Origin of the sequence: Fibrobacter sp. UWOV1 (assembly GCF_900142495.1) — a bacterium.
Taxonomy (GTDB): Bacteria; Fibrobacterota; Fibrobacteria; order Fibrobacterales; family Fibrobacteraceae; genus Fibrobacter.
This window is the reverse complement of record NZ_FRBA01000010.1, coordinates 20178-42060: the sequence shown is the minus strand read 5'-3', so window position 1 is coordinate 42060 and position 21883 is coordinate 20178. Positions and strand designations below refer to the sequence as shown.

At 52.6% G+C, this 21883-nt stretch carries 19 protein-coding genes and 1 tRNA gene; 4 read left to right on the top strand and 16 right to left on the bottom strand.

Features of this window, described 5'->3' with window-relative positions:
- Positions 1–25 precede the first annotated feature (25 nt).
- A complete protein-coding gene (locus BUC02_RS12670) occupies positions 26–547 on the bottom strand; it encodes a hypothetical protein (protein ID WP_139261153.1) in 522 nt (173 codons plus the stop codon).
- A gap of 150 nt (positions 548–697) precedes the next feature.
- Between BUC02_RS12670 and BUC02_RS12665 the strand changes: the two genes are divergently transcribed.
- Together BUC02_RS12665 and BUC02_RS12660 are read left to right on the top strand one after the other, a co-directional pair.
- A tRNA-Leu gene (locus BUC02_RS12665) sits at positions 698–780 on the top strand.
- 26 nt (positions 781–806) lie between these two features.
- Positions 807–1235, top strand: a complete 429-nt coding sequence (locus BUC02_RS12660) for a hypothetical protein (protein WP_073323078.1) — start codon at positions 807–809, stop codon at positions 1233–1235.
- 26 nt (positions 1236–1261) lie between these two features.
- Here the strand turns inward: BUC02_RS12660 and BUC02_RS12655 are convergent, their stop codons facing one another.
- Genes BUC02_RS12655 through BUC02_RS12635 form a run of 5 tightly spaced genes read right to left on the bottom strand, consistent with a single transcriptional unit; the run spans position 1262 to position 6904 of the window.
- Positions 1262–1762, bottom strand: a complete 501-nt coding sequence (locus tag BUC02_RS12655; protein ID WP_073323076.1) for a hypothetical protein — start codon at positions 1760–1762, stop codon at positions 1262–1264.
- Between the two features lie 11 nt (positions 1763–1773).
- Positions 1774–3570, bottom strand: a complete 1797-nt coding sequence (gene recJ / locus BUC02_RS12650; RefSeq protein ID WP_254794220.1) for a single-stranded-DNA-specific exonuclease RecJ — start codon at positions 3568–3570, stop codon at positions 1774–1776.
- Positions 3571–4710 carry a DNA polymerase III subunit gene (locus BUC02_RS12645; RefSeq protein ID WP_254794219.1) on the bottom strand — a complete coding sequence of 380 codons (1140 nt, stop codon included), beginning with the start codon at positions 4708–4710 and terminating at the stop codon, positions 3571–3573.
- Positions 4692–6065 carry a murein hydrolase activator EnvC family protein gene (locus BUC02_RS12640; protein WP_254794218.1) on the bottom strand — a complete coding sequence of 458 codons (1374 nt, stop codon included), beginning with the start codon at positions 6063–6065 and terminating at the stop codon, positions 4692–4694. The genes BUC02_RS12645 and BUC02_RS12640 overlap by 19 nt, the downstream gene beginning before the upstream one ends.
- Positions 6062–6904, bottom strand: coding sequence for a cell division protein FtsX (locus tag BUC02_RS12635; protein ID WP_249268877.1), 843 nt, complete (start codon positions 6902–6904; stop codon positions 6062–6064). The genes BUC02_RS12640 and BUC02_RS12635 overlap by 4 nt, the downstream gene beginning before the upstream one ends.
- Before the next feature lie 89 nt (positions 6905–6993).
- Here BUC02_RS12635 and BUC02_RS12630 point away from each other — a divergent pair, with 89 nt between their 5' ends.
- Both BUC02_RS12630 and tsaD read left to right on the top strand, forming a co-directional pair.
- On the top strand, positions 6994–8001 hold the full coding sequence (locus BUC02_RS12630) for a CdaR family protein (RefSeq protein ID WP_073323071.1): 1008 nt from the start codon (positions 6994–6996) through the stop codon (positions 7999–8001).
- Complete coding sequence (tsaD, locus tag BUC02_RS12625) at positions 7998–9005, top strand: tRNA (adenosine(37)-N6)-threonylcarbamoyltransferase complex transferase subunit TsaD (RefSeq protein WP_073323069.1); 1008 nt, start codon at positions 7998–8000, stop codon at positions 9003–9005. The genes BUC02_RS12630 and tsaD overlap by 4 nt, the downstream gene beginning before the upstream one ends.
- Before the next feature lie 70 nt (positions 9006–9075).
- Here tsaD and BUC02_RS12620 read toward each other — a convergent pair whose 3' ends face one another.
- The 10 genes from BUC02_RS12620 to BUC02_RS12575 all read right to left on the bottom strand — a co-directional run bounded on the left by BUC02_RS12620 (position 9076) and on the right by BUC02_RS12575 (position 21876).
- Positions 9076–11376: a patatin-like phospholipase family protein gene (locus BUC02_RS12620; RefSeq protein WP_139261152.1), complete on the bottom strand. Its 2301-nt coding sequence runs from the start codon at positions 11374–11376 to the stop codon at positions 9076–9078.
- 3 nt (positions 11377–11379) lie between these two features.
- Entirely contained in the window at positions 11380–12378 is a 999-nt protein-coding gene (locus tag BUC02_RS12615) for an ATPase, T2SS/T4P/T4SS family (RefSeq protein ID WP_073323065.1), read from the bottom strand.
- A gap of 9 nt (positions 12379–12387) precedes the next feature.
- Positions 12388–14025 (bottom strand): type IV pilus twitching motility protein PilT, encoded by a 1638-nt coding sequence (locus tag BUC02_RS12610; RefSeq protein ID WP_139261151.1) that lies wholly within the window; start codon positions 14023–14025, stop codon positions 12388–12390.
- Positions 14022–14825, bottom strand: coding sequence for an ABC transporter permease (locus BUC02_RS12605; RefSeq protein ID WP_073323187.1), 804 nt, complete (start codon positions 14823–14825; stop codon positions 14022–14024). Before BUC02_RS12605 ends, BUC02_RS12610 begins: the two co-directional genes overlap by 4 nt.
- A complete protein-coding gene (locus tag BUC02_RS12600) occupies positions 14812–15723 on the bottom strand; it encodes an ABC transporter ATP-binding protein (RefSeq protein WP_073323061.1) in 912 nt (303 codons plus the stop codon). Before BUC02_RS12600 ends, BUC02_RS12605 begins: the two co-directional genes overlap by 14 nt.
- A gap of 11 nt (positions 15724–15734) precedes the next feature.
- Positions 15735–16013 (bottom strand): hypothetical protein, encoded by a 279-nt coding sequence (locus BUC02_RS12595; RefSeq protein ID WP_073323059.1) that lies wholly within the window; start codon positions 16011–16013, stop codon positions 15735–15737.
- Positions 16014–16167: 154 nt separating this feature from the next.
- Positions 16168–16923: a phosphoglycerol geranylgeranyltransferase gene (locus tag BUC02_RS12590; protein ID WP_073323057.1), complete on the bottom strand. Its 756-nt coding sequence runs from the start codon at positions 16921–16923 to the stop codon at positions 16168–16170.
- 137 nt (positions 16924–17060) lie between these two features.
- The gene (locus BUC02_RS12585; protein WP_083564591.1) at positions 17061–18701 is read right to left on the bottom strand and encodes an FISUMP domain-containing protein; all 1641 of its coding nucleotides are present in this window, start codon (positions 18699–18701) and stop codon (positions 17061–17063) included.
- 14 nt (positions 18702–18715) lie between these two features.
- Positions 18716–19546 (bottom strand): TIGR02147 family protein, encoded by an 831-nt coding sequence (locus tag BUC02_RS12580; protein ID WP_073323053.1) that lies wholly within the window; start codon positions 19544–19546, stop codon positions 18716–18718.
- 464 nt (positions 19547–20010) lie between these two features.
- A complete protein-coding gene (locus BUC02_RS12575; RefSeq protein ID WP_073323051.1) occupies positions 20011–21876 on the bottom strand; it encodes an FISUMP domain-containing protein in 1866 nt (621 codons plus the stop codon).
- Positions 21877–21883 lie beyond the last annotated feature (7 nt).

Sequence of the window (21883 nt, the reverse complement as noted above, 5' to 3'; positions counted from 1 at the left end):
GAAGGAACCCGCAAGGGTTCCTTTTTTATTTACCCATGGTGCCGCGGGAATATTCGTTGATGCAGGTGACGGCCTTGCGCTTGCAGGGCGAACTTTCGTCGTAGAAGACGACGCGGTCGTTGCGGAATACTTCGCCGAAGATTTCCTTGCCGGCGGCGTTGCTCGCCTTATTGTACTTGACATCGTAGAAGATGTCGGTGTCGCGGGTAACGACGCGGATTTCTACATCGATTTTGTAGGCGCCGTGTGAGCCCTTGAGCTTGAAGCCGTAAGGAACTTCTTCCATCTTGAGGAACTTGAACGTAGGCGCTTCGAAATCCAGCTGCATCCAGGAGCGGGCGCCACCCTTGTCACGCAAGTTGAACCAGCCTTCCAGCGAGCCTTCGGTGCTTTCGTTGGCGGATTCCATGGCCATGTTCAAGCATGCGATATAACCGTCACGGGCAAGCGAAAGGTCTTCCTTGAATTCATGATAAGTGTCCATGTCGCCATCATAGGCAAAAAGAGGGACAATACAAATAGCAACCAGAATTACAAAAAATCTCATACCATTAATGTAGAAAACAACAACAAAATACATTCATATTTGGATTGCTTCGTCGCCTTACAGACTCCTCGCAATGACGTTTTTTTAGCTAAATCCTAGCCACTGCCTACTATCGACTGTCTACTTTTTATATATTTGTGGCACGCCCGAGCCCGGGTGGTGGAATGGTAGACACTGGGGACTTAAAATCCCTTGAGGGCAACCTCGTGCGGGTTCAAGTCCCGCCCCGGGCATTAAAGGCTAAATCAGGGAGCTCCTTATGATCGAATTCTACCCGAACAGCATCTATTACCCGCGCGAAGCCGTCGAAGAAAAGCTCGCCAAGGGTGAACTCCAGAGAACCGAAAAGCACCTGATGGGCTGGACGGAACGCCACCGCGGCGAAATTTGGGATTGCGCCCGCGACGATTCCGACAATCCGTCCGACGAAATTTTGCTTGACAACCTGCGCGCCCTCTTGCTCTGCAAAGGGTCCTTGCAGCCTGCCGCCGAAATGGGCGACATGATTCGCGAAATCAAGAAAGAAGAATGGTACAGAAACGAATCGCACCACGAAGACCCCGAAGAGGTGGCCGAAGAATGGAAGGCCAAGTACTTGGTGAAGTGGCGCGAAGCTCGCATGTTCGAAGCCTTCATCTTGATCGAGAAGCGCACCGCCGAACTGCTCGCAATACTTAAGAGCAAATAAATTGAGTCTGCGCTCGGAATTCTAAATCAATATTCGGTTTCCCAAGCGATTGGGAACCAAACGACAAAGCGTCCGCTTTCACTACGCGGATAACGCCAATAGGTCTGGATTTGCGAAAGCACCAGGCCTTTAAAGTTGTTGTCGTGTACATTGGTAAAAAGGATTTCGGGCGAAGAAGTACCCAAGGAATCAAGGGTCAACTTGATCCCCATAATCGCATGGGGCGAATCCTTTTTCAAGTTCTTCTGGTTTGCCTTAAAGTAGGCGGCCGAGGCATAATGGAGGCCTGCGGCGCGGCCCTTCAGGAACCTTGCAAACTGCACGAGATCTCGGCCAGCCGTATTCTCCAGCACATAGATATCGTCTAGCGAAGGCATGATTACGCGCCCCGTAAAGCCTTCCTGTTCCACAGGAGCGGGCTCCGGTTCTGCCGGAAGAACCACCGGCGTGTAGATATGCACCTTCGAGAGCGCGAACAGCATTCCCGCAAAAACCAGAACCATGAAATAAATCGGCAAGTTGCGCATTTAAAGTTATCCTAGTCGTTTACGGTGTCGGGTTCAATGTAAGGCTCGATTGCCTTGACGCAAAGTTGCAAAGACTTGCGGTCGTTAAAGTAATTCCAAGTGGGCTCGAAAATCACCGACACGGGCTTGCTGAGCAAGCTCTTGAACTTACGCAGTCCAAAACCAATAGCCGGATACACGCGGCTGCCCGCCTGCGAAATATCCATCTGCAAGTGTCCGCCCTTGAGTTCACGAAGTCTATGGATTTTCACGTTGTCGGCACGGAAAGTCGGGTACGGGAAATTCCCGCTGAAGGGTTCAAGCAGGTCGATAAAATCAAGGATCGAAATCAGTTGGCCATTGTTCGCCCCATTGCCGGAGCCGTAATCGCTCGGCGTCATGTACTGCGAAGCCTCGACAATCAATTCATTGAGCGAGATGCAAATATCATACGAACAAGGAGCCGTCTCGCCTTCGCATTCCTCGGTGCCGGTATAATTCTGGTTTGCCGCAGAAACTTCCAGGCGTTTGCGGAGTTCGTCGATTTTGTCGGCCGGAAGCGAGAAGCCAGCCGCATTGGCATGTCCTCCCCAGCGATCAAACAATTCGCGCGATTCGAACAAGGCCTTATGCCAGTTGAAGCCCGGCACCGCGCGCGCACTCGCATGCGCCATGCCGTCTTGAATCGAAAGCACTGCTGTCGGGCGGTGGTATTCCTGTGCCAGCTTTGCCGCCACAATGCCGATAACGCCCACGTGCCAGTCGTTGCCGGCAACTACAATCACCGTCGGGAGCTTGTCGCCATACATGGCCGCCATCTGGGCCTGCGCCATCTCAGTAATTTCGGCTTCTTTCTGTTTGCGTTTGCTGTTCCATTCGCGAAGTTCCGCCATCAGGGCATTCGCGGTCGCCATATTCGGGCTGAGCAAAAGTTTGAGCGCCGGATCCGGACGTTCCATACGGCCAGGCGCATTCAGGAGAGGCGCAAACTTGTACATGACATCGATGCCGCCCACGCTGCCGTGGCCCTTCATCAGGTTGCTGTACATTTCTTGCAAGCCAGGCCAATGGCTGCGCTCAATAGACCTGAGACCAGTCTTGGTAAAGGCGCGGTTCTCGGGCGTCATAGACACCAAGTCGGCAAGCGTTCCGAGCGCCACCAAGTCCAGGAACTTGGTCGGTTCGGGCATCGAAAGTCTGGAATACAGGGCGCATACAAATTTGTACGAAACGCCCACGCCACAAAGTTCCGGATTCGGGTAAGTATCGCCTTCCTGGTGCGGGTCCAAAAGCACATCGCATTCCGGGAGTCCATCGCCCGAAGGCTGGTGGTGGTCAATAACCAGCACTGACATGCCATAGCTCTTGGCAAGTGCAATCTCGGCGTTCGCGGTAATGCCGGTGTCTACCGTAATCACGTAGCGGGCGCCCGCCTCGCGCATTTCTTCGACCGCCGAAGACGAAAGCCCATAGCCATCGCCAAAGCGGTTCGGCAGTCTCCAATCCGATTCCAGGCCCAGTTCGGCCAGGGCACGCGTCATGAGCGTCACGGCCGACATGCCGTCCAAATCGTAGTCGCCAAAAACAAAAACCTTTTCGTGCTTTTCGCGAATATCCAGCAGCCAGGCAACAGCCTCTTCCATTCCCTTCATCAAGAACGGGTCAAGCACGTCGCCCGCGTTACCGCACAGCATGCGGTGCGCCTCGGACACAGAACAGACGCCACGAGACACTAAGAAGCGCGCCACCACATGGGGAATGCGCAAGTTCTTCGACATTGCCGAAGCCAAGCGTTCGTTCAGTTCAACGTCTGTCGTTTCTAGAGCCATTTACTTGTAGCCCTCGAACAGTTTAAGCGACAAGCTCTGCAAGCTCATGGTCGCCGTCACACGGCGTGACTCAATTCTAGACATCGTTTCTTGCACAGCGACAAGCGCAAGTTCAAGTGCCGTCGCATCGACCCGCGGAAATTTCGAGAGGCCGACAGAGGTCGTGGTTTCGGGCATACGCAAGTGCGCTCCCGCCTGCTCGCGCAACAAGTCGGCCAGCAAGAACGAAAGCACTTCCAGGAATCGGTTCGCTTCGTAGGCATCGCTCAGCGAAGACTCGCTCAATTCCATAAACAAGTCGGTGTAGTTTCCCCGCAGGGAATGCACCACAAAATCAGCGGCCAGTTTGCACCAGACCTTCGCATGTTCGGCATAGTACAGCGCCTTGCCCGGCGAACCCACCGCAAGTCCAATGACGTCGTCCGTCAAAGAGGTTTCATCAAAATCTTCGCCCGCGACCCGCAAGACTTCCGACCGAACCTCGTCGTCGGAGAGCGGCAACAAGTGGAGCGCCAGGCAGCGGGAACGAATCGTCTGGAGCATCTTTTCGCGGGAATTCGTGGTCAAAATAAAATACGTGTTCGGCGGGACTTCTTCAAGCGTTTTGAGGAAGGCGTTCGCCGCCGATTCGTTCATGCGGTCCGCTTCGGCAATAATCACCGTGCGCACGCGGTCGCCCTTCATGGCGAAGCTCGATGTCATCATGCGCATCAAGTCCACCGAAATAAAGGCGCCAGTCGAAAACACGTCGACGCGATAGGGGTTCTTCTGGATTTCTTCGATGTAGGCTTTCTTGAAGTCTTCCACCGTCTTCGCCTTGCTGCCGGCAGACACGTCGTCGGAACTGCGGGCGTGGGCCTCGGCCGATTCCATGGGCACGACCCAGCCATCGGTGGCACCGCTGTCGTCGGCCATACGGCAGCCAAAGCAATGTCCGCAGGGGCGCATGTTCGGATCGGTACACTGGAGCGCCTTTGCGATTTCCATCGCGAGCCTTTTCTTGCCGATTCCGGCAGGGCCATCAATCAAAATCGCCTGCGGAAAGCGGTTCTCGCGGAGCGCCGACATCAAGCGGATGCGGGCGCGTTCTTGAGAGGCGGGACCATTTAACGTATATTCGATCATTTCTGCTTTAACCACTGCAAGGGGTCCACGGTCTGTGTACCCTCGCTCACTTGGAAGTACAATTTAATTCCATTTAGCGATGCAACATCGCCCACTTCGCCAATTTCTTCGCAATTTCGCACTTCTTTGCCCTCTTGCACGCGAATTGACTTGAGGTGGCCATAAACGGAGTAAGTTCCGCCCTCGTGTTCGATAATCACCGAGGGACCGCGACCGTCGATTTCGCCCACCATGACGACAGAACCTGCCGCCGCGGCACGGACTGCATCGCCCCGTTTTCCGCGGATTTCGACACCCAGGTTACGAGTCATAATGTGAAGCACCGGGTGTTCTTGCAAACCGTATTGGCTGATGATGTTTCCCTTGAGCGGAGTACACTTGGGACCCTTTACCGATTCGGCCACCGTGACCTTCGGTTTTTGCACCTTCTTTGCCGGCGCCTTCGTGTCTTTCTTTTTGCCCTTGTCGGCCTTTTCCTTTGCCTTGCGGGCGGCCTCGTCCTTCTTCGCCTGCTCGATTTCTTTCTTGCGTTTTTCTTCGAGCTTCTTGATAAGCGCAAGCATGGTCTTCTGGTTCTGTTCGAATTCCTTGAGGGCACGGCGCTGCATGTTCTGGTCATGCTTCAAGGTTTGCAGCATTTTTTCTTGTCCGCTCATCTGCGAGACAAGTCCCTTTTCTTCGGCAGCTTTCTTGGAACGCATCTGCTTAAGGTCAGAAAGGTGGTCGCTTTCCATTTGCTTTTTCTCGTCACGTTCTTGCACCAGCTGTTGTAAGGTTTCGACTTCTTGCTGGTCCTGGTTCAGAATGTGGTGCACCCAATACACCTGGCGGTCAGGGTTGCCTTGTTGAGTAAGCAGGCTATAAAGTACACGGGCTTCGCTGTTGCGGCCGCTAATGTAAAGCGTGCGAATACGCTTTTTCATGGCCTCGCGCCTAGTCTCGATTTTACGGTCCAAGGAATCGATATCCGCCGTCAGTTGCACAAGCGCCCGTTCCAGCATGACCTCGCTCTTGGTGAGTTCCGAGAGGTAAGTGCGGGTCTGGTTCAAGTTCTGGTCGAGAATCGAGATCGTATTGAGCACGCCTTTTTCTTCGGTTTCGAGGAGGGCCAGTTCCTGGCGTTTTTTTGCAAGATCCGACTCCAGCTTCTTGAGGGCGCTTTTCTGTTCGCTAATCTGGGCATCCGTCTTCTTGGTCGCCGACTTGGAGGCGTTCTTCGACGAAGCCTTTACAGAAGCCTTCGTCGTTTTTTTGTTCGCCGTTTTAGCAGGCGCGCTCTTCGCGTTTTTTGCGGCAGGCTTTGCATAGGCGTTTTCAGCACCAAGCCCAAGCAGCAAGCAAAACAGCAAGACGACAAGACGCATCATCATTCCTGTTCATTGCGCTTAATCGAAAGGAATTCGCGCACCGTGCGGAAACTAAAATATCCCGAAAGGGCAGTGACTAAGACAACCACCAGGAACAACCCCGTTCCAAGTCCAGCCAAATTTGCAGCTACAATCGGGAAAGCATCTGCCACCGAGTTCAACACGATAGCCAAAAGAATCACGGCAATGCCACTGCCGACCAACCCCTGGAAGGCTCCCTGCAACACAAACGGGAACTCGATAAAGAAGTGGCTGCCGCCAGCGTACTTCATGTTTTCGACAAGAAGCCTGCGAGACAAAAGCGAAAGCCTGACGGAGTTGCATATAATAAGCGACAACGTAAACAGAAGCAAGACGCTAATGCAAATAGGCCAGAAGATCATACGGAACTTCCAGGCAGCAATCTTTTCGACCCATTCGACCGGAGCCTGGATTTCTTCGAAGATTTCTTCGCGGGCAAGGGCGTTCTTGACCTCGACAAGGGTGGAGGGGTTCTTGTTCTCTTCATCAAGAGTCACCCTGAAAAACGGCGGGATGGGGTTCCCTTCGACCAGGTCGAGCATTTCGCCCGAAAAATGCCTGCGAAAATCGGCCAAGGCAGAATCGGCGCTCACAAAGGTCACGGAATCCACGAACTTGGTGTGTTCCAGGCGGTTCTGAATCACCTTCAGGGAATCTTCGCTGACCGATTCCGGCAAAAAGGCTTCAATGGCATACAGGTTCTTTTCCATCGAAAGAACGCGCATGACCGCCCCGAAAGCGGTAAACGAAGCAGCCAAAAGCAGCGAACACAGGAATATGGTGGCAAACGACGGTAAAATCACCGTGCGGTGCTGCCGCATTCCGCGAAAAGATTCCGATATTAAATAGCCAAGTTGTCCGAGCACGGAGTGAATTATAACTAAATTTTAGGCAGTCATTCGAGAGTTCTATGGGAAACATCGTTCTAAAAATAACCGCACTGATATTTGGCATAGCCCTCTGGTTCCTGGTGATCTCGCAAAAGGATTTCCAGCTTTCGGTGAACGTGCCTTTGAACTTTGTGAAACTCCCCGAAACCATGGCAATTGCCTCGAAACCGCCGCATAGTTTGCATATTACGGTCGAAGGCAAGTCGTGGGATTTGATCCGTTTGAACAACCTGGTAAGCGACCCCAAGCAGAATTCCATCGCCATGGTCGTAGACCTGCAGCAAGCCGAACTGGGCGCAAAGCGCATTCACCTGGACAGCAAGAACTTTGTAGCCGCCGGCTTTCCCGACATCCGCTTTGTAGAACCCGAAAACCAGCTTCTGTTTGTCGACCTTGATATCGATACCCGCATCACTAGAAACGTCCCTATCAAGTCTATCGCGACATTCACGGCGGCACAGGGCTACCTGATTGCAGACGAGCCCACGATCACACCCGAAGAACTGCTGGTATCTGGTGCCCGCAACGCGCTCACCCGCATTATCGATATTCCGACCGATTCGTCTTTCCACGACACGCTGCGCGCAAGCCAGGAATTCACGATTCCGCTGGATTTCAGCATGCTCCCGGCATTCGTTTCGCCCAGCGATTCCTCGGTCAAGATTACGGTGAACATCCAGAAGATGGCCACCCGTACATACGACAGCATACCCGTAAGCCTGATCGGATTTTTCGACAGGAGCATTTACTCTCTGGAACCCAAGACCCTTTCGGTCGAAATTACTGGCGGCGAAACCGTTCTTGATTCGATTACCTCGCACAACATTGAACTGGCGATGGAATTCAACCGATTCGCCATCGAAGACGCCGACAGCCTTTCGCCGACCGTCAAGCTTTCGCTCCCGGCCCAAATCAACCGCGAAATGTCTATCAAGGCAATCCAGTTGAAACCCGAAAAGGTAACGCTCCGCAAAAAAGAAACAAAGCCTGCCGCTCCCGCAGACTCGCTTGAAGAGGTTGCTCCATGATCTGGCTTGGAATTGAGTCCAGCTGTGACGAAACCGCCTGTGCCGTACTGCAAGACGATCCTGTAAAAGTCCTTTCGAATCCGCTCTACAGTCAAATTGACGAACACGCCCTCTATGGCGGTGTCGTTCCCGAAATTGCCGCACGCGCACACCTACAAAAGATTTCCCCGATAGCAGAAGCCGCCGTCAAGGAAGCCGGCATCGAACTCAAGGATATTGACGCTATCGCCTACACCACGGGCCCGGGCCTTATGGGACCGCTCCTGGTAGGCGCAAGCTTTGCCAAGGGTCTCGCCCGCGACTTGCAGATTCCGGCTTATGGCATGAACCACCTGGAAGGCCACCTGGCCGCCGCCTGGCTCACGCACCCCGAAATCGAGCCGCCGTTCTTGACGCTTACCGTTTCGGGCGGCCACACGGAACTCGTGCTCGAAGAGCCTGGCTTTAAGTACACAAGCATCGGCCGCACCCGCGACGATGCCGCCGGCGAAGCCTTCGACAAGTGCGGAAAACTGCTCGGCCTCAAGTACCCAGCAGGCGCAACCATCAGCCGCCTCGGCAAAGATGGCAACCGCAAGTTTGTAGATTTTCCGCGCGCGCTCCATGTGCACGACAACTGCGAATTCTCTTTTAGCGGTTTAAAGACAGCCGTGCTCCGCTACACCGAAACACACGATCCGGAATTCATCCAGAAGAACATCGGCGACATTTGCGCCTCCTTGGAAGACGCCATTGTCGATAGCCTCGTCACAAAGACGATCACCGCCCTCAAAAAGACCAAGATGAAAACACTCGTGGTCGGTGGCGGCGTGAGCGCAAACGCCTGGCTACGCACTCGCCTGCAAGATTACTGCGACAAGCATGGAATCCTATTCTGCATTCCGGAACGCAGTCTGAGTACCGATAACGGTGCCATGATTGCGGCAGCCGCTATCCGCCGCAAACTGCAAGGCAAGCTGACCTCGGTCAACGAAGTCAAGCCCTGGATGCCACTCGCTATTTAATTCGGAGTTCGGAATTCAGAGTTTAGAATTCAGAGTTTAGAATTCGGAGTTTGGATTTTAAACTCCGAGATTAGAAACTGTAGTCACCGACGCGGACAAAGTAATTGTATCCGCTCAGGTGAGTCAAGTCACCGAAGGTGCCGTAATCAACAACTCGGCTCAACCCTGCATACAGGGTAACCGACTTGTAGGCAAACCGTAGCGCCGGTTCAAATACGAACTTGTCGACATCGAGGTCTGCAAACGGGCTGTTTTCAAAGTCGTGGTAATACGCTCCAAAAATCCATGCACCAAGATAGTCCCCATGTAGTCCGCCATTCAAGCGCACCATGGCATATTCATGCGAAGAAAACTCCGGATTGTACCATTCGGTGGACCAAGGTGTCGCCGCCACATGCTGGCGGTAAGCTACATCCAGCGGGGGTTTGTCAAAGGATTTCGGCGAGACATAGCCATGACCTTCGTCATGGTAACGTTCGATTGCACCCGCTGCCGCAGCCGTCAAAGTCACAAAGCGCACTGGCGAAATCGTGTAGCGCGCATCGGCCAAAAGCTTCCAGTAAATGGGCACCACATCGATAATGCCGTCGTCATAGCCAATCGATTCAAAGCCGCCCCAGACATTCAAGGCATAGCCGTTATTTGCAAACCAGTTGTCGTCTTCGCCATTCAAGTAGCGGTAATGCAACATCGGCGAAACCGGATACGCCTTCATTTCGCGGTTGCCATAGTAGGCCGAATCCAAATCATAATACCTGGAACCGAACCTGAATTCTGCAGAAACACGCTGGCGGCTATCGACCGTATACAAAAGGTCCATCATCAAGTCGCTACGTTCTTCCGACAAAATGCGTAGCCAGCGATGAGTGTTGCCGTTAAAGCCCTTCAGCGGCACAAGTTTCAAGTAATCGTAACCGAACTGCAAATCCCAATGGCGGTTCCACAATTTCGAAATATTCAAACGCGGGCGGAACCCGTAAGAATGTTCACCCCAGAACCCGGCCATCACCAATTCAATTTCGACATGATCCACATAATGAACAGACGCCTCTCCGTACAGATTCGGACCAAACGCATTCGAACCGAATCCGCCCACGGCAAAATCGACAACCGGCTTCACCGAAGATTCCACCGTAACATGCCCGCTCGGGCGCATGTTCAAATCCAAGGAATCGTACGCCGGATTCTGCAACAGGTTCAGCGCAAAATTTTCGGGCGCCACCATTCCCGTATCCGACTCGAGCCAGTACGACTTTACCGCATTCTGCACTTCAGACGAAAGGCTGTCATACGAGGGTTCAAATTTGAACCAAGGCATCGCTCCTTTTTGGTCCGCAGAATAGGCGTGACGACGTCCATTAAGCACCTTGAAGCTGCCAAGCTGTTTCTCGAACGAAGTGAATCCGGACTGGATCCACGCCGCGCGAGCGGTATCGAGAATCGTATGCGCGCGCACAATGATTCCCGGTTGGCTTGCCAAAATTTCAGAGGCATGCTGCTTGATCAGGCGCGTACGTTCATCGCCCACAATCGGGGCGCGCAGCGGGTCTGCGACAACAATAATCGAAAGTTCCTGCGCATTGTCTTCAATCGGCATCGCGTAATACGGGCAAAGTTCACCCGATACATTCTCCGAGGAATCTTTCGGACTTTTCCACAGCGGAAGCGAGGCAATTACCTCTTGCGTCGAATTTCCGACAACGACAGCCTTGCCCGATTCGCAAGACTGTACTGCAAACGGAATCTGAATCCTGGAACGCTGGCGATAAAGACTTTCTTGAAAGCGGAGCTTTGCAAGAGAGCGCACCACCTGCATTGAATCCGGCGTGAGCGATTTAGAATCGCTATGCACCGAGAACGCTGAATCCATGGTCAGCGCAAAACGCTTGCGCATCGAAGGAATTCCCGAAACCGAAATCGGAAGCTCGTAAGAATCCACCTCGCGATACCCCGCCTTGTTTGCGGGGGCCGCAAGGTCATGGCCCACGAAAGGCGCAATTGCCGAGTCCAGCATAATCTTCTGGATATCATCGAGCGGAACGCCGCGAGTCCATAGAGCCGCCATCCAGGCGCCCCAAGAAGTCGCGACCACGGAATCTACCGGAATGCCGTATTCTTCAATCGCATAGAAAACGCCCAGCTGGAACCATGGCGACCGTTCGCCACCGCCCAGATACAGGACCGTTTTGAGCGAAGAATCCGGCTTTGCCGCAACCGCTCTTGCAACCGTATCTGCCGCCGCAATCGAATCTACCGAGGCTTTCAGCAAATCAAGCGACGGTACATTCCCAGCAGAGCCTTTCTCGGCAGAGAAAGCCCCTGTTACGCATAGCGCAATTATCGCTATAAATTTGCCTAACCCATTCCGCACAAATTATCCTAAGCGAGCCGGATTTGAAACAACGCGAACGGCGTCGTCCGGAGAAACATAGCCCGCCTTCACAAGTTCTGCAAGGCAATCGTCCATAAGCATCATGCCTTCGGATGCCGAGGCCGCAATAATCGAGGGCAGCGCATAGTATTCGCCGCTACGAATCTTGGATGCCACGTTCTGTGTGCCGTAAAGGATTTCCCAAGCAGGCACAACGCCCTGGGCACCCGGCAGCAAGCGCTGCACCACCACTGCCTTCAAAACAGAGGCAAGCATGTTGCAAGCCATATCACGGTTCTCGAGCGATTCCGACGAAAGCAGCGCATCCAGCGCGCCCACGGCGTTACCCGCCGTCACGGTAAGCACCACGAGGGCGCCCGCTTCGGCAGCGCGCAAAACCGGAATCAAGGACAGGCCTTCGAAATTGCCAAGCCAAATCAGGTCGATTCCGCTGCGAAGCGCCTGTTCCAGCTTTTCAGGAATCGTACCCGTCGAATTTTCAAGAACCAGGCTGTCGCCTTGTTTCACAGGCATTTCGGCTTCTTGGTCCAACAGGCTCACGCGCAAAATACCCGACTGGCAAAGTGCAGACACGTAAGCCGTACCCGTCGTCGTTTTTCCGCTGCAAGCAGGGCCACTGAACACGACCAAGCCCGAACGCATGCCGAGCAAGTTCATCATAGATTCCGGCACGCCAAGCGCCGTAAAGTCCGGACATTCATCAAGTACGGGTCTAAAAATAGCGGAGCTACCCAAAGCAGTACGGTTGTAGCGCACCCGCCACTTGGAACCACACCAAGGGCCACCCATGACCGTACCCGATTCGCCTTCCATGGAATTCAAGAAGTTACGAAGCGAGCCCGTTTCGACAGCAGGGGCATCGGGAATGGCACAAACCTTCCCCGCCAAGCGCACTGCAGAGGCTGCACCCTCGGTAATCACCAGTTCGGAGGCGCCCACATTCAGCGTATATTCCAGCAAAGATTCAATTTCTGTAGCCATAATATCCTCTTAGTTCTGAACCCTGTAAGCGGCGAAACGGCGACTATCGCAGGCGCGTTTCCACGCCTCGGCACCTTCAATGTAGCCCGATTCCACGCACTTCTGCAAGGAATCGTCAAGCGAAATGCCCTGATCTTTCTGGCTGCTGATCGAAGCGGACAGCTGCGAGATTTCTCCGCGGCGAAGCATGTTCGCCATCGTTGAATTCATCTTGGCGGCTTCGACAGCAAGCACCTGGCCCTGATTCTGCACAATCGGAATCAAGTGCTGCACAATGATTCCCTTGAGCTGTTCGGCCAAGGAATTCGCAAAGGCCGTGCGTTTTTCGGCAGACACCGACGAAAGCAAGCGAGAAAGCAGAGCGTGAATGTTGTTGCCCGTCGTCACCGCGAACACCAGGGCGCCCGCGTTCGAAGCACGCAACAGCATCGAAAGTTCATCCAGAGTTTCGAGGTAGTCGAACAGAATCACGTCGGCACCGCTCTGCATGGCAAATTCCACGCCTTCGATACCCGAACGCACATGCAAGCCGACTTCGCGCTGGGCAATCGCGCCGCGCGGATTCTGGAGCACACGTTCTATCGGTTTTTCAATCGTCTGAATGTAAACGTCGCGGTTAGCGGCAATGGTTTCGGCAAAGGTCGAAATCGTCGTGGAGCGACCGCTTGCGGCAGGGCCTGCCACAAGCACAAGGCCGCTATTGAGTTCCACAAACTGATTGCAGAACGCAGGCAAATACAGGTTTTCGAGCGTAGTCGATTCTTGGGGAATCACGCGAATCGAAACACTTGGATTCGTGTCGTTCCACGTGACCGTCATACGGGCGCGGCCAACACCGGCAAGACCGATTGTCTTGCTAAAGTTCTTGCCGACTACAATCTTATAGCCGTCCGAAAAGCCCTTGGAAGCTTCATCTAGGCGTTCGTTAATGCGCGACAAATTCAAGGCGTCGTCCGAGGCCACAAAGAGTGCGCCCGACTGGCGCATGACAACCGGGCGGTCTGCGTACAGGTAGATATCCGTCGCACCGAACTTGCGGGCAAACGCGATAATCTGCGACAGGTTCGTCATCGGGCGAATCTTTTCGGGAGCTTCTACCGGAGCGCCCTCACCCGTCAAAATCGCAAAGCGGCTCGGCAATTTTTCGGAATCTTCGCCCGAAGATTCTTCTTCGGCCTCGGCCTGCACTTGCACCGTGCTGATGCTAGTCGATTCCAAGCCCGCGACCGCTTCGACTTCCACGTTGGAGGTCGAGACTTCACCGTACAAGCTGCTGTTGCCTTCGATCTGCAGGCCTTCGGACTGCGCTGACTGCGGTGCAGCAGGCGCAACAGACGGTGACGATGCCGGAGGCGCTTCAAAGCGCGCGGTCGACTGTTTTTGCGGAGCAGCAGGCGCGGCATTAGCGGGCGCCGCACTTGCAGGTGCTGCAGCCGGAGCAGTACCGCCTCCGGCGGCGGCCTTGGCCTCTAAATTCTTGACAAAGGCGAGCACCTTGATGTACATCGGAGGCGGGAGGATTCCTGCATCCACGAGCACCTGGCCAATGTCTTTCTTGTCGGTAATTTCATCCCAGTGGGCTTTAACCTGAGCTTCAGTAACGACCTTGTTATGCACAAGGACTTTTGCCATGTACTGGTTTCTCATAGGAAATCCCTCCGGCTAAACCACCAGCTTGCAATCGCAAGGAATACGCCGATGTAGCCTAGCGCATAAATGCTATTCCAGAATACGTACATATCGGGGAGAGCCACGCCGTGCACCACGTAAGTCGTCACGTTGTAGCGGTAAAGCCCCGGGAAGATTGCGTGAATGACTTCGGCGGCCTTCTGGAACAGCATGCTCGATGTTCCGTTCAGTTCGCCCATACGGGTCGCAAAGCGCACCTGTTCCAAAAGTTGGTCGCTCAAGTGGCCCGCAAAGTAAACACCCAGCGTAAACAGCGCACTGAGCACCGTGCTGCTAAAGCTGCTGAACAAAAGCGCCACCGCAATCACCACCGCCATCTCGCAGAAAATCAGGTAGATAGCCGTAAGCAGGCTAAGTGTGGGAGCAGAACCCGTGAGGAACAGCATCACGTAGTAGATGGCCGTCAAAAGCATCAGGTGAACCGCCACCACCGCAAGCAAGCCAAAGTACTTGCCCACAATAAACGAGGCGCGGCTAATGGGCTTCGAGAGTAGCGTAAGCACCGTACGGCGCTGGATTTCCTTTTGCACCAGGCTAATGCCCACGAAAATCGAAATCAACAGGCCCGAAAGGCTCATCACCGAAAGCGTCGTCGACTTGATCACGTAAGCGCGGTCGAACACCGACCATTCGCCAAGCACAATGCTAAACAAGGTAAGCGCAATCGCCAAAAAGCCGATGTTATAGAGAATCTTGTCGCGAATGGATTCGCGGAACGTATTGAGGGCAATGATGCCGATATGCTTAAGCGTCTGCACGGGCAATCTCCTCTGTTAAAATATCTTCGAGACTCGGGCGCTTGTGGTCCATGCGCTCGACAGCAATTCCTTTTTCCAGGCAGTAACGCAACAGGCGGTCGCGGGCGGCATCGTCGGCGCACACGCATTCCTGCGGATGGCCAGCGGGACTAACACCTTCGGGCAGTTCAGCCTGCGGAATCGCTTCGCGGGTACGCACGTGGTATTCCACGCCGCAGGATTCCGTAATCTCGTCGACGGTTCCTTCGCGCACGATCTTGCCATCGACAATCATCGCAACCTTATGGCTAATGCTTTCCACGTCGCTCAGCAAGTGGCTCGAATAGAAAATCGTCACTCCCGTGCGGTTGAGTTCCATAATGGCTTCGCGCACGTCGCGGCGGCCCATCGGGTCAAGGCCGCTCATGGGTTCGTCCAAAATCAAAAGTTTCGGCTTGCCAAGAATCGCCTGGGCAATGCCCACACGCTGCATCATGCCCTTGGAGTACGAACGCAGGCGGCGGTCAATCCAGTCCTTGTTCGCATGCAGCAAGTCGAGCGACCAGTCGATGCGCTTGTCCAGTTCGGCACCAGAAAGCCCCACAAGCTTGCCGTAAAACTGCAACAGTTCGCGGCCTGTCAAATAATCGTAGAAGTACGGCTGTTCCGGCGAATAACCGATAAACTGGCGGCTCTTCACGTTACGCGGAGAAATCCCGTTCACCAGCACCTTGCCCGAATCAAAATTCAAAAGGCCCGTCAGCACCTTGATAGTCGTAGACTTGCCCGCGCCGTTCGGCCCGATAAAGCCATACACCTGTCCCGGTTCTACGCTAAAACTCACATCCTTAAGCGCAAGCTTCGGTTTCATCAAGAAACCGCTGCGGTACGTCTTATGCAAATGTTCAATCTTAATCATAAACAACCCAATCACTTGTCCGAATCGTCGGACTTTTTACCAAAGGCACGTTCCGAGGCTTCCTCAATTTCCCTTTTGCGGCGTTCTTCCCTTTCTTGCTTCTTGATAAAGAAATGGATAATCGCACCCACGGCGTAGCATGCCACGCCGGTATAGAACAGCGGATTGATCGATTGGCCCTCGAGACCGGGGAAGATATTCAGGACAATGCTGTGTCCGAAAAGCATCAAAAGCACTAACACAAAACCCAGCGCACGGAGCACATAAGTCACAATCACGAGTTTTTTCATAGATACCTCAAAACAGCACCTTTCGGTGCCTCTTTCTTTATAAAGAAAAATACACAAATATTTGAGTAAAGGAAAAGCCGCGCCCCAAAAAAGCCTATAAAATAGGAGATGCCGGCTCGGGGGCCGGCATGACATTTAAAAAGAGCGAAGTTTTTTAGCCCTTCACGTGGATTGCGGCGGCGAATTCTGCCAGCAACTTCGGGTCTTCGACCTTTTCCCAAAGCGTGCCGGTCACGATGATGTTCGCGCCGGCAGCCACGCGAACTGCTGCAGTCTGCGGGTCCTTGATTCCACCGCCGGTAATGATGGTCATCTCGGTCGCCTTGCGGGTATAGGCGATGTGTTCCACGGGTACGGGCTCTTCGGCGCCGCTGCCCGCTTCCAGGTACACGTAACGCATGCCCATGAGTTCTGCCGCGATGGAGTTCACCATGCTGAGCTTGGGCTTGTTCGCGGGTACGGGCATGGTACCGCTGATGTATTCCACCGTCGTGCGCTTGCCGCTGTTAATCAGCTGGTATGCCGTCGGGATGGCTTCCATGTTGAGCGCACGCACGAGCGCGCCACCGCGCACCTGCTCGTCAATGAGGTAGTTCGGGTTGCGGCCGCTCACGAGGGTCATGAAGAGCATTGCGTCAAAACCGGGCACCACCTGAGAGGCTCCACCCGGGAACAGCACCACGGGCAGGTCCACGTTGGCCTTGAGGGCCGCCACCTGCTTAGGGAGCGTGAAGTTACCCAGATAAGAACCGCCCACCAGAAGCAGGTCGGCGCCGTTCTCGGCGGCCATCGCACCCGCCTTCACGAACGCGGCCTCGTCGGATGTATCGGGGTCGAGCAGCACGGCAAAAAGCGCACCGCGTTTCTCGATTTCAGCGTTCAGGCGAAGTTCAGTCTTCCCAGGTTTCATACAATTCCTTTTCTTGCGTCTACTCCGCAAGATACCATAAAGATACATTATTTGTTTCCTCCATGCCACAAAAAAAGTAAAGAAGGCGGGCCGAAGCCCACCTTCTCGTTCTCTCGTTGTTCTCTACCCCAAATTCGCTATTCGTCCTTGATGCAGCGCACATTCAACTGGATAATTCGGTCAGACCACAGCGCACGTTGCTGTACGAGCCATTTTCCATAGCTTTCGAACATGATCATCGATGCCCGAGGGTTCGAATACGCGCTATCGGGCTTTACCGCATAATAGGTCCAAACTTCCTTGCCGCCATCTTTCGAGGTCACGTTTCCAAATCCAGCGGCAAACAAGTAGTCCGCAAGTGCATAAGCTTCAAGATCCAGCGATTCCTTGACAAAGCCAAACATTTTCTCCCAATCGTTGCCATTCGGAAGACGCCAGCCATCGGGGCAAACACCCTGATAAGTTCCAGTGGCCTTTTCAACAGAATCGATTGCGGCCATCATTCTATCGTAGTTGATGTTATTGCCCATGGCATGCAACGTATCGCAAAGTGACGGCACCTCGCTTTCTGCCAGACATTCATCAAGCGACACCATCACAATCGAGGTATCCAGCGCAAGCACTTCGGACAACGAGTAATAACCATTGGGGCTGTTGAACATCAGGTTTTCACCAAACCATGTCTGCGTTCCGTTTTCCAAGGTGTACGTCACCGTCTTGTATGTCTTTCCGTCGCGTTCGTCAGTCATAGAGCCCGCAACATAGGGAGCCTGCCTGACCGAAGTTGTCCACTTTTTCGACGTACAGACAAAGTTGAACAAGACACCCGAATTTTCAATAACGGCACCTTCTTTTTCCGCAGTACATTCTTCCAGGCCCTGCATAAGAATCGCAAAGTTCGTATTGATTTCTTTGGACAGCTCGGACATTTTCAAAACGCCTTGGGCGTCTTCTTTCACAATAGTATTCAGTTTGCTAAACGACCATGCGGTAAAAAGTTTTTTCGTCTCTTCGTCAATATTGTCAAACGTTCCGTCTTCGCCAAACTTTTGCGCCAACGATTCAACGCTGGATTTGCTCAAAGATGGGCCCAAGTACAAACCCACAAAGTTCAGGACATCGACAACATCAGAATCTGCAGCATGTTCATTCTTTTCGAAATTGAATGGAACACCCTCGATTCCAAACGCCGCGAGAACTTCCCTGTCAGCCTGCGCTTTTGCTTCGGCAAAGGTTTTACCCGAATTCACCAGATAGCGCAAACGGTAAGCTTCCAAGTAGGTCATTACATTGACATTCACATTCCTAGTCTCGCGCAAATCCACTATGGCCAGATACGGGACATAATCCTTGTACCAGATGCCGTCGTACCAATCATCACTATTTCGATTGGGGTGAATTTCGAATTGCGCATACGGACTGTTAAAAGTAACGCTGTCGATTTCGAATTTTCCGGATCCATTTATAAAAGCGCCTTCATAAACAACTCCCGTCGTATCCAAAGTCGACGAATCCAATTCGAACACCTTCATCAGCGATACATTAAGCTGAATTGATGTGTTCTCATCGTATTCATTACCGTTCGGAGCGACAAGCGAAGGCATATTCGCCATTTTGCCACCCACCGAAATATCGGCAAGCACCGGAGTCAAGCCGGTCTCTTCGGCAGAGCCGCCCATCACGGTGTCGGGTTTACTGTCATCCGTGGAACATGCCGCAAGAGTCAAGGCGAATAGCACCGCCGCTTTGCAGACCATTTGTCTTTTTAAGTTGTTCATGAGTCCTCCTCGTTTTATTTTTTTAAACCCTTGATGTTTGTCATCGGGAAAAACTGCATATTCAATCGGTACACTTCATCGACCGCAGAATCCCTAGTCGCAATCGCGATGACGCGCTTGCGGCATTCAGCAATTTCTTGCACAATTTCGTTGTAGGCTTCGTGCGTAACGCCTAGCGTAACACCCGAAAAATGCCGTTCCGCTTGCGGAACTCCCTCGATTGCGTCAAGGGCGAACTCGCCCATTTGGCGGTGCATCCCGCGAACGGCGACAGGCGTTACTTCCATAGGGCCAGTCGTCACCGACTTTTCGGTTTGCGTGTAGTTGCCGGCATCGTCTTTTTGGAGCAGGCCCGCCTTGACCAAGAAATTCAAGGTTTCGCTCACCTCGGCCGCCGTTATCTTTTCGCGGCAGGCATGGGCAAGGGCCAAGGGTTTTGCCCCCGGCATGGCAGGTGCGAGTTCGCGGATGACCGGATTTTTCCAGTCACTGAAAAAACGGAACGAATCCCCTTCCAGGACCTTCGCCTTGTGCGCCTCGGCAATCGAAATCATCTTGCCGTAAGCGGCCTTCTTTTCGGCATCCGTTTTTGCATGGTCGAACTTGACCAGCTCCACGAAGAAGTCGCACTCGTAATCAGCAAGCTTCATAGCCGTAGCCACACGCACGGCCGTTGCTTCGCCCAGATTATAGCGTCCCTCACTTACATATTTAAGGAAAATCGACGAGGAAAACCCCGCCAATGAGGCGAACTCCTGCCAGCTAAACGCGGATTTCGCCTTTCGTTCGGCGTAGTAATCCGCAATATACTGACGGTAGCTCGTATATTCAAGTATATCTTTCATTTGTTCTCCTCTTAGCCCCCGAAATATCGGTTCAAGCTAAGTTCATTCTAAATATAAACAAAGATTTTTGAAAATTCAATAGTTTTATGACATAAATTTTATGTTTTCAGCAAAATTTTAAATATTTTTCTATTTTTATCAAAAATTAGCAATTTTTTACGACATGAAACATTTCTTATGCAGAATGCCGAGCGGAGGCAACAGACCGATAGTCTATTGTCGGAGCGAAGGACGAACAACGACTCGCTTTTCCTTTTGGAGTTCTCATACCTCGTTGTTCGTATATAGAATGCCGAGCGGAGGCAATAGACCGATAGTCTATTGTCGGAGCGAAGGACGAACAACGACTTGCTTTTCCTTTTGGAGTTCTCATACCTCGTTGTTCGTATATATAAAGAAGGCGTGCCGAAGCACGCCTTCTCCCAATCGGCCTCCTAACCGATCCTCCTTAACCGCCAAATTCGCTATTCGTCTTTGATGCAGCGGACAAAGCCATAGCCAGGCAAGTCGTAACCGAGCACTAGCGCTTCAAAATACATATTGGCCCCATTCCTACGGCTAGAAGTTTGAGTTGCAAGAGCTCCCACGACATCACCCGCTGCATTTTCACGGATTTCCTCAGGCGTCACCACAGGCTCAAACTGATACATTCCCACTCCTCTAACTATAGCCCTATAGTTGCCTTTTTCACCACGAATGTCAGCCAGAAGATCCAAGCCAAATCCCGTAGGATTTCCATAATTCGCCAACAGCAAGGTCAATGCAGGACCCTGTCCAAGGCCATCGAGATAACTGAGCAAAGCATTCCAGTCTTCATACTTCGGCATGCGCCAACCTTCTGGACACACTTCAAAATTTATCGTCTCGAGCGAATCGATCACCTTGTCCCAAAGCATATTATCACCATCGTCACGATAATCGCCATATTCATATAGTTCATCACAATCTTCTTCAGCCCTACCCCGCCAATACAGCGTATCATCAGACGAAATCCCGTTCAAGTATTCAAGTGTTTTAACGTCAACACACGATTCTTTAGTCGTGTACTTTCGGTAAGACGAATCCAAACCATACAACGGAGAATACAACCGACCGTATACAGAGCAGTACGACGAATCGTCCCTAAAGCAGCTGGAATATTCCGCAGCATACCTTAAGTTTTCCGCCATCCAGGTCTGCGAAGTTCCACCCAAATCAATAGTCACCGTTTTATATTCCTCGCCATCGCGAGAATCAACCATCGTCCCAAACGTATGCGCAATATTCAACCGGCTCGTTTTGCGATATGCAAATTCCCAAGAACCGGACACGCATTTCAGTTCAAAGAGATCTCCCTGAACATCGGCAAACGTCCCCTCGTTTTCAGAAGAGCATTGTCCCACACCGAAAACACTTGCCAACAGGTTCACATAATAAGCCTTAAATTGCATGCACTCCTGATAAAAATCCTCATCCCACATTTCAAAGGCCTTTCGCGAAGTGCTCAACAATCTCCAATAATGCGACTTTTCGACAGCTTCCGTCAAAGATTTTTTTGTATCTTCCGACAAATCAGCCAACAATCCAGACTCGCCAAGTTCCTCTTTCAAATGCTGTAGCAAATTAAACGGGACCAATTCATTAAACGCCTTGCGCCACACAGCTACATTCGAGGAATTCATCAAGCTTTCCTCCACGAACGGATTTTGCGAGCCAAAACCTAGCGCATTTGCAATTTCGGTTTCAGCCCGGGCCTTCGCCGCCACAAACGACATTCCAGATTCAGCCAGCTTCCGTATGCGATAGGTCGCCAAATGACTCAATCCATCAATCACAAAGGTATTTGCATCCCGGATATCCACAATCGCACTCAGCGATACTTCACCCGATACAGCTTCCAACAAGACAATCGGGCTTCTCAGCGAAACACTATCAAAACTGGCCATTCCGTCGTCACCAGGAACCCTTTCTCCTGTGAGCGGATCTATGACGTCGCCCTTAAAGGACTCCGTAATCGTGGAATCATCCAATGGTTCAAGCGTCACCGTATCCAGTTCCGTCAGAATGATCCGCCCTCCATCGAAGAACACATTCGTCGGAACAGAAACAGAAACATATTCTGACGAACCGGCCTCATTACCTGCCGGCGCATAATAAGCACGCCCTCTCAAAGAGATATTTTCGTACGCGATAACATTCGGCTCTTCTGAAGAGCCTCCCATCTGCGTCCCCGGAGTCGTTTCCACTTTTGAAATGGCATTCCCTTCGTCAGTGGAGCAGGCCGCGAACATCAAGGCGAGCGGCATCGCCATTTTGCAGACAAACTGCATAGCCATTTTTGAGTAATTCATGATATCC